Genomic DNA, 13,986 nt, shown 5'->3' with positions numbered 1-13,986 from the left:
GGATCAGGGTGAGCCTCGCCCTAGGCCCGGCCGGCGGCGCCTTGGACTTGGCCATCGCCGAGGAGCGAGTGAACGCGCCGGGTTACTGGCGCGCCGGCTGAGCGGACCCCGGCTCCCGGGGGTACCGGCCTCCGGCCCGAAGCCCAGAGCCTGAGGGCCGGAAGCCCCGGCCCTCAGTCCTCCACGACCAGCGCCGGGGTCTCCTTCGTCAGCACCTCGCCGCGGAAGAACGCCGGGCTGCGACGCTGCATCACCAGCATCAGCACGACACCGAGCAGCAGCAGCCCGACACCGATCACGAACACCGAGCCGACCCCGAGGACGGACGAGCCGGAGCCGTACGCCGGATCCCACATGTCGTAGAGGGTCTTGCCGAAGACCGAGGCGAGCAGAAGCCCGCCGAGGACCGGGAAGAGGCCCTTGAAGACCAGGTCGCGGACGGAGCGGGTCAGGTCTGCGCGGAAGTACCAGGCGCAGGCGAAGGCCGTCAGCGCGTAGTAGAAGCAGATCATCAGGCCGAGTGCGTAGATGGTGTCGACCAGGACGTGCTCGCTGACCAGGGTCATCACCGTGTAGAAGACGCCGGTTGCCACGCCCGCCATGACCGTGGCCTTCCCCGGGGTTTTGAAGCGTGGGTGGACGCGGGCGTACGAGGCGGGCAGGGCCTCGTACGTGGACATCGCCAGGACCGTGCGGGCCACCGGGATGAAGGTGGTCTGCAGGCTCGCGGCGGCGGAGGCCAGGACGGCGATGAAGAGCAGGACACCGAGGCCGGGGCCCATGACCGGGCCGGCGAGCGCGGCGAAGACATTGTCGGAGGTGTCCGGGTTGGCGAGGCCGAGGCCCGAGCTGCCGGAGCCGACCGCCATCTGGGCGGCGACACCGGTCGCCAGGTAGGAGCCGACGAGCACGACCATCGCGATGAGGGAGGCGCGCCCGGGGGTCTTCTCGCTGCCGACGGTCTCCTCGTTGGTGGTCAGACAGGCATCCCATCCCCAGAACATGAAGATCGACAGCGACAGACCCGCCGTGAACGTCGCGAACGAATCCACCGCGAACGGGTTCAGCCAGGACCAGGAGAATTCCAGCGACGTGGCGAACTCCCCGCTGTTGGCCTTCTGCACGGCCATCGCCACGAACATTGCGAGGACGACGAGTTGAAGGCCCACCAAGGTGTACTGGACGCCCTTGGTTGCCGTCATCCCCCGGTAGCTGACCGCCGTGGCGAGCGCGATCAGGGTCAGACAGGTGAGGATGTGGACGGCCTTGTTGTCGTCCAGGGCGGCGATCGAATCACTGCCCGTGATCTCGCCCGCGAGGAGCCAGAAGTACGACGTGGCGACGCCCGCGAGGTTCGACAGGACGATGATCGTCGCGATGACCAGGCCCCAGCCGCACATCCAGCCGAGGCGCGGGCCGAATGCCTTCACCGTCCAGGTGAAGGAGGTGCCGCAGTCCGGCATGGCCTTGTTGAGTTCGCGGTACGCGAATGCGACGAGCAGCATCGGCAGGAAGCCGGCCAGGAAGATGGCGGGCATCTGCACGCCGACCTCGCCCGCGGTGGAGCCGAGGGTGGAGGTGAGGCAATAGACGGGGGCGACGGTGGAGATGCCGATGACGGCACTGCCCATCAGGCCGACGGAGTTCCCGCCGAGGCCCTTGCCGCGTACACCGCCGTCGGCCGGAGCGCTGCCCCCGGCCGTTTCTCCGGCCTGCGGCCGCGCGTCCAGCTGTGTCATGAAGAGGACGTTAGGCGATGCGATATCCATATTCGGAGGCTGAGACTCCGGCGTCTCACCCTTGAATTCCTGGAGACAGGACGGGCACGCATAAGTAAATTGAAGGTAATGAGCGAACCCAACCTACTAATGAGAGGTTAACGCTCGATTACAGCAGCGTACGGGAATCGCAGCACTGTCCGTTTTGTGGGGATTCAAAAATTTCCCGTGGGTGTCCGCTCAACGGACACCCACGGGGCCTGCCGGTTCAGCCCGGCCAGACGATCGCCTGGAGTTCGCTGTACGCGTGCAGGGCGTACGAGCCGACATCGCGCCCGACACCGCTCTTCTTGAACCCGCCGAACGGGGCCTCCATGTTCCGCCCGATGGTGTTCACGCCGACCCCTCCGGCGCGCAGTTGCCGGGCCACCCGGAAGGCGCGTGCCACGTCCGAGGACCAGACGTAGTCGATCAGTCCGTAGTCGCTGTCGTTGGCGAGCGCGATGCCCTCCTCCTCGTCGTCGAAGGGGACGACCACGACGACCGGGCCGAAGATCTCCTCGCGGACGACACGCATGTCGTTGGTGCAGTCGGCGAGGAGGGTGGGGGCGACGTAGAAGCCCCGGTCGAGTCCGGCCGGGCGTCCGCCGCCCGTGACGGTCCTTGCCCCCTCCTTCCGGCCGAGTTCGATGTACGACTCGATGCGGTCGCGGTGGGCGGCGGAGATGACCGGGCCGACGACCGTGCCCCCGGCTCTCGGGTCGCCCACCTTCAGAAAGCCCGCGTACGCGGCGAGTTTCTCGATCAGGGCGTCGTGGGCTGCGCGCTGGACGAGGACGCGGGTCGGAGCCGTACAGATCTGACCGCTGTAGAAGGAGAACGTCGTGCCGATGCCCGCCACCGCGGAATCGAGGTCGGCGTCGTCGAGCACGACGGCGGCCCCCTTCCCGCCCAGCTCCATCAGTTGCCGCTTCATGCCGCGCCCGCACACCTCGGCGATGCGCTGCCCGACGGCCGTGGAGCCGGTGAAACTGACCATGTCGACGTCCGGGGAGTCGACTGCCGCCTCGCCCGCCTCGGGGCCCGATCCGGTGACGACATTGACGACGCCGTCCGGAACGCCCGCCTCTTCGAGCGCCTCGGCCATCCGGTAGACGGAGAGCGGGTCCTGCGGTGCGGGTTTCACGACGACGGTGTTGCCCATGGCGAGCGCGGGGGCGACCTTGCCGGCCGGGTTGGCCCAGGGGTTGTTGTACGAGGTGATGCAGGTGACGACGCCGACCGGCTGGCGTACGGCGAGCGCCCCGAAGACACCGGCCCGCCCCATCGGTCCGGCCTCGTTGATCTGCGGTGCGATCGCCTCCTCGGCCGGTTCCAGGGCGCCCCTGGCGTACCGGCGGAAGCGGGCCGCGCCGACGGCGACCTGCATGCCCCTGGCCGTTGCCGTGGTGGCGCCGCTCTCCGCCTGGGCGAGTGCGGCGTTGCCGGTGAAGTCTCGCTGCATCAGATCGGCGGCGCGGTCGAGGATCGCGGCCCGCTCCTCGGGGCGGGTGCGGGACCAGGCGGGAAAGGCCTCACGGGCCGCGGCCGCTGCCGCGTACACCTGCTCGCGGCTCGCCTCGGGGGCGAGGCCGACGGTCTCCTCGGTGGCCGGGTTGATCACCTCGTAGTGGCCGTGGTCGGGTTCGGTCCACTCGCCGCCGATGAAGAGGCGCCTGTTCGTGTCGCTCATACGGTGCTCACCGTCCGGGTGTCGCGGCCGGAGCGGAGCACCGTACCGGGGACCGCGCCGGTCACCTTGTCGTCGCGCAGGGTCTCCACCCCGTTGACGCGGACCGACACGATGCCGATGGCCTTGGAGTCGAGGCGGGGGCTGTCGCCGGGCAGATCGTGGACGAGGGTGGCGGGCCCGGCGTCGATGCGCTCGGGATCGAACAGGACGAGGTCGGCGTGGAAGCCCTCCTCGATGCGGCCGCGGTCGCGGAGCCCGAAGAGCCGGGCGGGGTCGTCGGTGAGCATCTTGACGGCCTGTTCGAGGGGGAGGAGTCTACGTCGGCGCAGGCAGTCGCCGAGGAAACGGGTGGTGTACGGGGCGCCGCACATCCGGTCCAGGTGCGCGCCCGCGTCGGAGCCGCCGAGCATGACGTCCTCGTGTTCCCAGGTCTGCCGTCGCAGCGCCCAGGACTCGGGGTCGTTGTCGGTGGGCATGGGCCACAGCACCGTACGCAGTGTGTCGGCGGCGCATATCTCGACGAGACAGTGGAAGGGGTCCTGGCCCCGTTCGGCGGCGATGTCGCCCACGACGCGGCCGCTCAGCCCTTCGTTGGCCGCGCTGTAGGTGTCCCCGATGACGTACCGGCCGAAGTCGGCGAGGCGGCGGAAGACCCCGGCCTCCTTGCTCTCGGCGCGGCGGAGCATTTCGGCGCGGGTGCCGGCGTCGCGGAGCCGTTCGATGCGTTCGGGGACGGGGAGGGCGAGGATGTCGCCCCAGCCGGGGATGAGGTTGAGGGCGCAGAAGGTGCCGAGCGACATGTTCATGGGGGTGAGGATCGGCATGGTGAGTGCGACGATCCGGCCGCCGGCCCGGCGGGCCCGTTCGCTGGGGACGAGCTGGCGGGGTACGCGTTCGGGGACGGCGGCGTCGATGGTGAGGACGTTCCAGTTCAGCGGTCGTCCCGCGGTGGCGGTCATGTCGACTAGGAGCTCGATCTCTTCGTCGGAGAACTGGTCGAGGCAGCCCGCGACGATCGCTTCGAGCTGGGTGCCTTCGTGTTCACCGACGGCGCGGGACAGGGCGAGGAGCTCCTCGGGGAGCGCGTGCCGGGAGGCGACCGGCTGCCCGTCGCCGTCGGAGTGGGTGGCGGACTGGGTGGTGGACAGTCCCCAGGCTCCGGCGTCCATCGCGTCGTGGAAGAGAGCGAGCATGGCGTCGAGTTGTTCGGGCGTGGGCTGTCCGCCGATCGCGTCGGCGCCCATGACGTGTCTGCGCAGGGCGCAGTGGCCGACCATGAACCCGGCGTTGACGGCGATCCGCCCTTCGAGGGCGTCGAGGTATTCGCGGAAGCTGGACCAGGTCCAGTCGACGCCCTCCTCCAGTGCCTTGAGGGCCATGCCCTCCACCCGCGACATCATGCGGCGGGTGTAGTCGGCGTCCTCGGGACGTTCGGGGTGGAGCGGGGCGAGAGTGAATCCGCAGTTGCCCCCGGCGACGGTGGTGACGCCGTGGTTCATGGACGGTGTGGCGTACGGGTCCCAGAAGAGCTGGGCGTCGTAGTGGGTGTGGGGGTCGACGAAGCCGGGGGCGAGGACGAGGCCGGTGGCGTCCTCGGAGGTGACGGCTTCCTCGGTGAGCGCGCCCGGCTCGGCGATGACGGCGATACGGCCGTCGCGGATACCGATGTCGGCGGGGTAGGAGGGTCCGCCGGTACCGTCCACGACGGTCGCTCCGCGTATGAGGTGGTCGAGCATGCCAAGGGGTTCCCTTCTGTGTTTCCCGCCGCGGGATCGTGGGTGTGCAGCCGGGGTGCGCACGGCCGCGCGGTACGCACCCCGGCTCCACGGAGCGGCGGTCCGGGAAGACGCCGCTGTTCTCGTCCACGTCGGGGTTCGGGCGTGGGGGCCGGGGCGGAGCGACATCCAGCCCCGCCGGCGCTTCAGGCGCGGGGGCCGGGGCGGAGCGACATCCAGCCCCGCCGGCGCTTCGGGCGCGGGGGCCGGGGCGGAACGAAATCCAGCCCCGCCGGCGCTTCGGGCGCAGGGGCCGGGGCGGAGCCCCGGTTCGGGAAAGGGCGGGTAGGGGCGGGTAGGACAACGCCCGCCGCAGGCGTATCGAACCCGCACCCCGCCCTGCCCCACTTGGCCCCGCCCCACCCCCTACGCGCCCGCCGCCCCCCGGAACCGTGAGGTCCGGTGCACCGGGTCCGTGTCGATCTTCGGGATCACGTGCTCACCGATCAGCTTGATCGAGTTCAGCGTGTCCTCACGGCTCATCCCGATCGGCAGCCCGAAGCTCAGCTGATCCGCCCCCGCCTGCTCCCACCGCTTGCACTGCCGCAGCACCTCGTCCGGATCTCCGCAGATCATCAGCTCCTCGGCGATCAAAAGCTCGATGATCTCCTCCGAATACTCCGGCAGCAGCTCCGGCCACTCGGGTATCCCCTCCGGCCGGGGGAACGTGTCGTGGTAGCGGAACAGCAGCGACTGCAGATAGTTCAGGCCCCCGCCCACCGCGATCTCGACGGCCTTGGCGTGCGTCTCGGCGCAGATGGCCGTGGAGGTGACCATGACGTTGTCGTTGACGAAGTCCCCGACGGGTTCGGCCTCCTTGACAGCCGTCTTGTAGGACTCGACGACCCACTCCATGTCGGAGACCTTCTGCACGCTGAAGCCCAGCACGCCGAGCCCCTTCCTGCCCGCCATCGCGTACGAGGACGGCGACCCGGCCGCGTACCACATCGCCGGGTGCGACTTCCCGTACGGCTTGGGCAGGATCTTGCGCGGCGGCAGCGACCAGTGCTTGCCCTGGAAGCCGGCGTACTCGTCCTGGAGCCACATCTTGGGAAACTCGGCGATGGTCTCTTCCCAGAGTTCCTTCGTGTGGTTCATGTCGGTGATGCCCGGCATGAAGCCCAGGATCTCGTGGCTGCCGGCGCCGCGCCCGGAGCCGAATTCGAAGCGGCCCTCGGAGAGGTGGTCGAGCATGGCGACCTTCTCGGCCACCTTCACCGGGTGATTGACGGGGGCGAGCGGGTTGAAGATGCCGGATCCGAGGTGGATGCGGTCCGTGGCGTGCGCGAGGTAGCCCAGGTACACATCGTTGGCCGACAGATGCGAGTACTCCTCCAGGAAGTGGTGCTCGGAGGCCCAGGCGTACTTGAAGCCGGACTTGTCCGCCTGGATGACGTACTCGGTCTCCTCGATCAGCGCCTTGTGCTCTGCCCCGGGGTCGGTCCTGGCCCGTGCGGCGGGCACGTACCCCTGTACAAAGAGCCCGAATTCCAAGGGGGTTCACCGTCCTCATTCGTTTCTGACACACCGTCAGATTGCGATGTGTCCGACTGTTCCACCGGCGCCCGAACCCGTCAATACCTGACGCATCGTCAGGTCAACTCAGAACAGGCTGACGCCCGCCAGCCATCCCCCGTCGATGACGAACGGCTGCCCGGTGATGTACGAGGAGTCGTTGGAGGTCAGGAAGAGCGCCAGCGCCGCCACCTCCTCCGGCTGCCCGATCCGCCCCAGCGGTACGAGCTTGCGGTACAGCTCGGCCACCGCCGCCTTGGACTCCTCCGGGTCCGCGGCCGGGTCCAGCGCCGCCGGATTGGTCATCGCGGTGTCCACGGCCCCGGGGCAGACGGCGTTGACCCGTATCCCCTTCGCGGCCAGCTCCACCGCCGCCACCTTGGTCAGCCCGAGCACCGCATGCTTGGTGGCTGCGTACGCGCCCACGAACGCCATGCCCGTGAGCCCCGTGTACGAGGCGGTGTTGACGATGGTCCCGCCCCCTGCGGCCTCGATCTCGGGCGCGACATTCTTGATGCCGAGGAACGCGCCCACCTGGTTGACCTGCACCACCTGCTGGAACTCCTCCAGCGGCGTGGTCACCAGCTCGTTGAACCGGAGAATCCCCGCATTGTTGACCAGCCCGTCGATCCTCCCGAAGGCGTCCTTCGCGGCGGCGACGGCGGCCTGCCACTCCTCCTCGCGGCTCACGTCCAGATGGACGAACCGGGCGACGTCCTCCCCCAGCTCCTCCACCAGTTCCTTGGCCAGCGCCTCGCCCTGCTCGTCGAGTACATCGGCGATCACCACCCGCGCACCCTCCGCGGCGAAGAGCCGCGCCTCCTGCTCGCCCTGCCCGCGCGCCGCACCGCTGATCAGTACGACCCGCCCGTCCAGCTTGCCCATGGCCTGACTCCTACCTGTCGAGATGAGGTGCGACCTCGGCGGCGAACGCCGCCATCTGGTCGGTCAGTTCGCTACGGCTCCGGCTGCGGAACCGCACCTGGATCTGGTGGACGCCCATGGCCCCGTACACGCGCAGCGACTCGGCGAGGGCCTCCGGCTTTCCGGTGAGGGTGCGCCGCCCGACGGACCACTCCGGCTCACCGACGTACAGGGGCTCGGTGATCGCACCGATGACGATCGGCTGCTCGACGCCCGCCGCTTCGCGCAGCTCCTTCAGCCGGGCGATCTGCGCGGGCAGCTTCCCCCGCGGATCACCCTGCGGCAGCCAGCCGTCCCCCCGCACCGCGGCCCGGCGCACGGCGGCGGGCGAGGAGCCGCCCACCCAGACCGGCACCCTTTCCTGGGCCGGGCGCGGCAGTTGCCCGAGCCCGGCGAAGGAGTACCGCTCCCCCGCGAACTCGGGGTACTCCTCAGGACCGAGCGCCGCCTTCAGCGCGTCGATGGTCTCGTCGAGGACCCCACCCCGCCCGTCGAAGTCCGCCCCGAGCGCCCGGAACTCCTCCGGTACGTGCCCGGCCCCGACCCCGAGGATCAGCCGGCCGCCACAGAGGTGGTCGAGGGTGGCGTACTGCTTGGCGGTGGCCAGCGGGTGCCGCAGGCCGACGACGGCGACATGGCTCATCAGCAGGACCCGCTCAGTGATCCCGGCGAGAAAGGCGAGGGTGGCCACCGGGTCGTACCAGACGGTGCCCATGACCCCGGCGAGCCGCCGCGGGATCGCGACATGGTCGCAGCTCGCCAGGTAGGCGAAGCCGGTACGGTCGGCGGTGCGGGCGATCTCGGCGAGGTCGGCGGGGGTGGCCGCGGACTCCCACCCCTCCGCGTAGATGGTGCTCTGCGACTGGATCGGGAGCTGCATCCCGTACGACAGCGGCCCGGCAGGCAGTATCGGCACCGAACGGCCTCCTTCCCGAAGGAATCTGACGCATCGTCACATGACGGGCGCGGGGGCCATCGTCTTACCTGACGCTGCATCAAACAAGGGGGCGGAGTGAACCGGCACACCGCCCGGCACACACCCGGACGGCCCACCATGCCGCGACCGCGGCAGCCGAACTTGTCGGCTCCCGGTCGACGTCGCCGAGACGACCGCCTGGTTCGCCGGCCCGCGTCGACGGCCGTCAACGGCCAGATCGTGCGGGTCTGTGGCCAGAGCCGAAGGAGAGGCCCACGGAGGCCCACATCATGAGTCGGGACGGGGCAGCTGCGGCAGCTGCCCCGTCCCGACGTACCGGCTGTTCCCGGCTACACAGCGACCGGCACGCGCTGCGGCTCGGCGTCACTCACCTCGCCGTCGACCGGGGAGGACGAGGCCGAGTTGTACGCGTCGTGGTCGAGGATCTTCTCGCGGGCCGCGACGATCACCGGGACCAGCGCCTGACCCGCCACATTGGTGGCCGTACGGATCATGTCCAGGATCGGGTCGATGGCCAGGAGTAGGCCGACGCCCTCCAGCGGGAGGCCCAGCGTCGACAGCGTGAGGGTCAGCATGACCGTCGCACCGGTGAGACCGGCGGTGGCCGCGGAACCGATCACCGAGACGAACGCGATCAGGATGTAGTCACTGACAGTCAGCTGCACGTCGAAGATCTGCGCGATGAAGATCGCCGCCAGCGCCGGGTAGATCGCGGCGCAGCCGTCCATCTTGGTGGTCGCGCCGAACGGGACCGAGAAGGAGGCGTACTCCTTCGGGACGCCGAGGCGCTCGGTGACCTTCTGGGTGACCGGCATCGTGCCGACCGAGGATCGGGAGACGAAGGCCAGCTGGATCGCCGGCCAGGCACCCTTGAAGAACTGGAGCGGGCTGAGCTTGGCGACGGTGGCGAGCAGCAGCGGGTACACACCGAACATCACCAGGGCGCAGCCGATGTAGACATCGGCTACGAACGTCGCGTACTGGCCGATCAGGTCCCAGCCGTAGTCGGCGATCGCGTAGCCGATAAGGCCGATGGTGCCGATGGGGGCGAGGCGGATGACCCACCACAGAGCCTTCTGGAGAAGCTCCAGGACCGACTCGCTGAGGGCGAGAATCGGCTGGGCCTTCTCACCGAGCTGGAGCGCGGCGATACCGGCGACGGCGGCCATGAAGACGATCTGGAGCACGTTCAGCTCGATGAACGGGGTGATCACGTCGTCCGGGACGATGCCCGTGAGGAAGTCGAGCCAGGAGCCCGTGTCCTCCGGCAGCTTGCCGTCCTTCGGCGTGAGGCTGGTTCCGGAGCCCGGGTTGGTGATCAGGCCGATCGCGAGGCCGATGGAGACCGCGATCAGCGAGGTGATCATGAACCAGAGCAGGGTGCGGGTGGCCAGCCGGGCGGCGTTGTTGACCTTGCGCAGGTTGGTGATCGACACCAGGATCGCGAAGAAGACGAGTGGTCCGACGGCCAGCTTCAGCAGCTGGACGAAGATGTGACCGACCTCGTCGAGCGCCGTGTACAGCCAGTTGATGTCGTACGCACGGGCGAGCCACCCGAGGACGACTCCGAGGACGAGACCGGCGACTATCTGGGCCCAGAACGGGACCTTGGGTATACGGAAACCGGAGCCGGAGCCGGACGGGCTGTCGGTCGCGGCGGCGGACGCGGGATTCGCGGACACGGACACACTCCAGATGTGACGCATCGGGGCGCACGGGGGCGTTGTGCGGGGGACAGGGGTGCGGCGCCCGCGTCAGGGGCGGCGCCGCTGCATGGTGCCGGTTCAGACGTTGCGGCAACAGACCGCGGACATACAGCGGCAGAGATCGACATGCAGGCGCGCCACGAGCGGGATGCTCGCGGCAAATCGATGGCGCACTGCTGTCTTCATGCCGAACACGTTAACACTTGAACTTTGAGAACCTCAAAGCTCTTCTTTGGGTGCCGGCGCACGCACCGGAGCCCCCGGCCCGCATGCGGGAACGGCAAAACCCCAGTACGGGAGCGGCCGCTCCGGTACTGGGGCTTCGTAGCAAAACTGTGTGGGTGTGAGGAACCTTACGCAGCTCTTGCGTCAGCCATCCTCACCCGGTCGTCACTGGGCGACGTTGTCCTCGCGGGTCCGGTTCGCTTCGAGCCGCGCCTTGGTGCGGTCGACCTTGGACACGATCTGCGCGGACATCTCGTCGCGCTGCTTGCGCAGCAGCACAAAGCTGAGCGGCGCGGACAGGACCAGCCCGAGCAGGATCACCCAGATGACATTGGAGTCACCCACCCCGGAGGGCAGCAGACCGAAGTGGACGGCCACGGCCGCGACGGCGAAGCAGCCGACGAAGATGCCGAGGCGCATCGCGGTGTACCGAATCGTCGCGCTCGGCCTGACAGCGGACACAGTTGGCCCCTCTTTCTACGTACGACAGTCCTGCGGTCCTGCCCGACCAGTGAAGCATGCCCCGAAATCGATCACTTCGGAGGGCTGTACCAAAGGGGGTCCGACAGGGCCGCCGAGGGCCCTCAGCCGAGCGGCAGCAGCATGATGCTGTCGTCGCGGTCGTCCCCGTCGGCCACCCGACAGGCTCTGAGCCCCGGCCGCGGCCGGGGCTCTCGTACGGGGACTGCCGGCGACGCGAAACGGCGTCAGACGCGCATCGGCTGCGGCGACTCGCGCCGCTCGGCGTCCGGGCCCGGGTACTCGCGGATGATCTCGTACCGGGTGTTGCGCTCGACGGGCCGGAAGCCCGCGTCACGGATCAGGTCCAGCAGATCCTCGCGGCCGAGCTTGTTCGGCGTGCCGTAGTTGTCCGCGTCGTGCGTGATCTTGTACTCGACGACCGAGCCGTCCATGTCGTCCGCGCCGTGCTGCAGCGCGAGCTGGGCGGTCTGCACCCCGTGCATCACCCAGAAGACCTTGACGTGCGGGACGTTGTCGAAGAGGAGCCGCGAGACCGCGAAGGTCTTCAGCGCCTCGGCGCCGGTCGCCATCGTCGTCCGTGCCTGGAGCTTGTTGCGGACCTTGCCGTCCTTCATGTCCACGAAGTCGTGCTGGTAGCGCAGCGGGATGAAGACCTGGAAGCCGCCGGTCTCGTCCTGCAGCTCACGCAGCCGCAGCACGTGGTCGACGCGGTGCCGGGGCTCCTCGATGTGCCCGTACAGCATCGTCGCCGGGGTCTTGAGCCCCTTCTCGTGCGCCAGGCGGTGGATGCGCGACCAGTCCTCCCAGTGGGTGTCGTGGTCCACGATGTGCTGACGGACCTCCCAGTCGAAGATCTCCGCGCCGCCACCGGTCAGCGACTCCAGGCCGGCCTCGATCAGCTCGTCGAGGATCTCGGAGGCCGAGAGCCCGGAGATGGTCTCGAAGTGGTGGATCTCGGTGGCGGTGAACGCCTTGAGGGAGACCTGCGGCAGCGCTTCCTTCAGCGCGCTGAGCGAGCGCGGGTAGTAACGCCACGGCAGGGTGGGGTGCAGCCCGTTGACGATGTGCAGCTCGGTGAGGTTCTCGCCCTCCATCGCCTTCGCGAGACGGACGGCCTCCTCGATGCGCATGGTGTACGCGTCCTTCTCGCCCGGCTTGCGCTGGAACGAGCAGTACGCGCACGACGCGGTGCACACATTGGTCATGTTGAGGTGCCGGTTGACGTTGAAGTGCACGACGTCGCCGTTCTTCCGCGTCCGCACCTCATGGGCGAGGCCGCCGAGCCAGGCCAGGTCGTCCGACTCATACAGGGCGATGCCGTCCTCACGGGTCAGCCGCTCCCCTGCGCGGACCTTCTCCTCCAGCTCGCGCTTGAGCCCAACGTCCATGCGGCTGCCTCCCAGTTGTCGACGCGCTGTGTCTTTCCCGGTGATACCGGGCGAAACCCCCGGTCCCCCGGGGGCCCCACCACGTTACGCCTAAGCCTCCTCGGGAAGTTCCCCGACCCGGTTCTCCCACTTGGTGGAGAGCACGATGGTGGTACGCGTGCGCGAGACGCCCCTCGTACCGCTGAGCCGGCGAATGGTCTTCTCCAGACCGTCCACGTCAGCGACCCGCACCTTGAGCATGTACGAGTCCTCACCCGCGATGAACCAGGCGTCCTCGATCTCCGCGAGGTCCTTCAGCCGGCGTGCCACGTCCTCGTGATCGGCCGCGTCCGAGAGCGAGATACCGACCAGGGCCGTGACCCCGAGCCCCAGGGAAGCGGCGTCGACGGTGGCGCGGTAGCCGGTGATGACACCGGCGGTTTCCAGCCGGTTGATGCGGTCGGTGACGCTGGGCCCGGAGAGTCCGACGAGCCGCCCCAGCTCGGCATACGAGGCCCTGCCGTTCTCCCTGAGGGCCTGGATGAGCTGTCTGTCCACCGCGTCCATGTGACTGAAACCTTCCATTGTTCAGCATTATCGCGAGCTTGCGTGTAGAATCTAAGGCATGCAGGCTTCAGCGCCTGCAAATCTTTCCAGACATCCAAAAAATGCTTTCGAATCTTCAGGAGTGAGAACACCGTGTACACGATCGAGATGGCCTACGCCCGGATGCGCGAGCTGCAGGACATGGCCAACCGCTCGCGTGCCCACCAGCCCGCCGCCGCGCACCGGGTCGACAAGACCCGCACCCCGCGCGCCACGAAGAAGCGCTGACCACCGGCTCAGTCCACCTGAGGCCCACCTCGGCCGCGAGAGCCGCCACCCAGCTCTCCCTCCCAACGGCGGTACAGGTCGTGCGGCACTCCCGCCGCGTCCAGTACCCGCCCCGCGACGAAGTCCACCAGATCCTGGATGTGCGTCGCCCCCGCGTAGAACGCCGGAGAGGCGGGCAGCACGACAGCGCCCGCCTCGTCCAGGCTCACCAGGTGCTTCAGTGTCTGTCCGTTCAACGGGGTCTCCCGCACCGCGACGACCAGTTTTCGCCGCTCCTTGAGCGTCACGCTCGCGGCCCGCTGGAGCAGATCCTTCGAGAGCCCGAGCGCCACCCCGGCCACACACGCCGTCGAAGCCGGGACGATCAGCATCCCCTTCGCCGGGTACGACCCCGAGGACGGCCCCGCTCCGAGATCACCGGCCGCCCAGTGCCGTACGCCCCCGACGTCCACATCGAAGGTGTGCGGCTTCCCGTCCGCCCCGCGCGCCAGCCAGCTGCGCAGGTCCTCCCGCCAGTGCGCGTCGCGGTACGCGATCCCGGTCTCGTCCAGCAGCGTCAGCCGCGAGGCCCGGCTCACCACCAGATCGACGCTCTCCCCCGCGGCCAGCAGACCGCGCAGCACGGCGGCCGCGAATGGCGTGCCCGAAGCGCCGGAAACCCCGACAATCCAAGGCTGCCGCTGGTGCTGACTCACTGAAGTCCCGGAATCCACACACCTGAGCCTATCCGGCTGCACGGAACCGGAACCGAGTAAGGTGCCTCAGGCGTT

At 68.9% G+C, this 13,986-nt stretch carries 12 protein-coding genes; 1 reads left to right on the top strand and 11 read right to left on the bottom strand.

The features are described from left to right. Positions 1 to 173 precede the first annotated feature (173 nt). The 10 genes from ACZ3IC_RS00405 to ACZ3IC_RS00360 all read right to left on the bottom strand — a co-directional run bounded on the left by ACZ3IC_RS00405 (position 174) and on the right by ACZ3IC_RS00360 (position 12,949). On the bottom strand, positions 174 to 1,739 hold the full coding sequence (locus tag ACZ3IC_RS00405; RefSeq protein WP_467411180.1) for an APC family permease: 1,566 nt from the start codon (positions 1,737 to 1,739) through the stop codon (positions 174 to 176). Positions 1,740 to 1,986: 247 nt separating this feature from the next. After that, positions 1,987 to 3,450 (bottom strand): aldehyde dehydrogenase family protein, encoded by a 1,464-nt coding sequence (locus ACZ3IC_RS00400; RefSeq protein ID WP_467411178.1) that lies wholly within the window; start codon positions 3,448 to 3,450, stop codon positions 1,987 to 1,989. Continuing rightward, on the bottom strand, positions 3,447 to 5,186 hold the full coding sequence (locus tag ACZ3IC_RS00395; protein WP_467411177.1) for an N-acyl-D-amino-acid deacylase family protein: 1,740 nt from the start codon (positions 5,184 to 5,186) through the stop codon (positions 3,447 to 3,449). The genes ACZ3IC_RS00400 and ACZ3IC_RS00395 overlap by 4 nt, the downstream gene beginning before the upstream one ends. A 405-nt stretch (positions 5,187 to 5,591) precedes the next feature. After that, positions 5,592 to 6,719: an LLM class flavin-dependent oxidoreductase gene (locus tag ACZ3IC_RS00390; protein ID WP_467411176.1), complete on the bottom strand. Its 1,128-nt coding sequence runs from the start codon at positions 6,717 to 6,719 to the stop codon at positions 5,592 to 5,594. Positions 6,720 to 6,827: 108 nt separating this feature from the next. Next, positions 6,828 to 7,625 (bottom strand): SDR family NAD(P)-dependent oxidoreductase, encoded by a 798-nt coding sequence (locus tag ACZ3IC_RS00385; RefSeq protein ID WP_467411174.1) that lies wholly within the window; start codon positions 7,623 to 7,625, stop codon positions 6,828 to 6,830. Positions 7,626 to 7,635: 10 nt separating this feature from the next. Then, positions 7,636 to 8,580 carry a TIGR03619 family F420-dependent LLM class oxidoreductase gene (locus tag ACZ3IC_RS00380; RefSeq protein ID WP_467411173.1) on the bottom strand — a complete coding sequence of 315 codons (945 nt, stop codon included), beginning with the start codon at positions 8,578 to 8,580 and terminating at the stop codon, positions 7,636 to 7,638. A 350-nt stretch (positions 8,581 to 8,930) separates the two neighbouring features. Continuing rightward, on the bottom strand, positions 8,931 to 10,283 hold the full coding sequence (locus tag ACZ3IC_RS00375; RefSeq protein WP_467411172.1) for a dicarboxylate/amino acid:cation symporter: 1,353 nt from the start codon (positions 10,281 to 10,283) through the stop codon (positions 8,931 to 8,933). Positions 10,284 to 10,697: 414 nt separating this feature from the next. Then, complete coding sequence (locus tag ACZ3IC_RS00370; RefSeq protein ID WP_467412064.1) at positions 10,698 to 10,952, bottom strand: DUF4229 domain-containing protein; 255 nt, start codon at positions 10,950 to 10,952, stop codon at positions 10,698 to 10,700. Positions 10,953 to 11,239: 287 nt separating this feature from the next. Then, a complete protein-coding gene (gene mqnE, locus ACZ3IC_RS00365) occupies positions 11,240 to 12,403 on the bottom strand; it encodes an aminofutalosine synthase MqnE (RefSeq protein WP_335937079.1) in 1,164 nt (387 codons plus the stop codon). Between the two features lie 90 nt (positions 12,404 to 12,493). Next, positions 12,494 to 12,949, bottom strand: a complete 456-nt coding sequence (locus ACZ3IC_RS00360) for an Lrp/AsnC family transcriptional regulator (protein ID WP_467411170.1) — start codon at positions 12,947 to 12,949, stop codon at positions 12,494 to 12,496. Between the two features lie 132 nt (positions 12,950 to 13,081). On the opposite strand from ACZ3IC_RS00360, the gene ACZ3IC_RS00355 reads away from it, so the two are divergent. Next, the gene (locus tag ACZ3IC_RS00355; protein WP_467411169.1) at positions 13,082 to 13,216 is read left to right on the top strand and encodes a hypothetical protein; all 135 of its coding nucleotides are present in this window, start codon (positions 13,082 to 13,084) and stop codon (positions 13,214 to 13,216) included. An 8-nt stretch (positions 13,217 to 13,224) separates the two neighbouring features. Here ACZ3IC_RS00355 and ACZ3IC_RS00350 read toward each other — a convergent pair whose 3' ends face one another. Further along, positions 13,225 to 13,911: a UbiX family flavin prenyltransferase gene (locus ACZ3IC_RS00350; protein WP_467411167.1), complete on the bottom strand. Its 687-nt coding sequence runs from the start codon at positions 13,909 to 13,911 to the stop codon at positions 13,225 to 13,227. Between the last annotated feature and the right edge of the window lie 75 nt (positions 13,912 to 13,986).

Source organism: Streptomyces sp. NPDC002958 (assembly GCF_055563255.1).
This window is presented reverse-complemented; position numbering and strand designations above follow the sequence as displayed.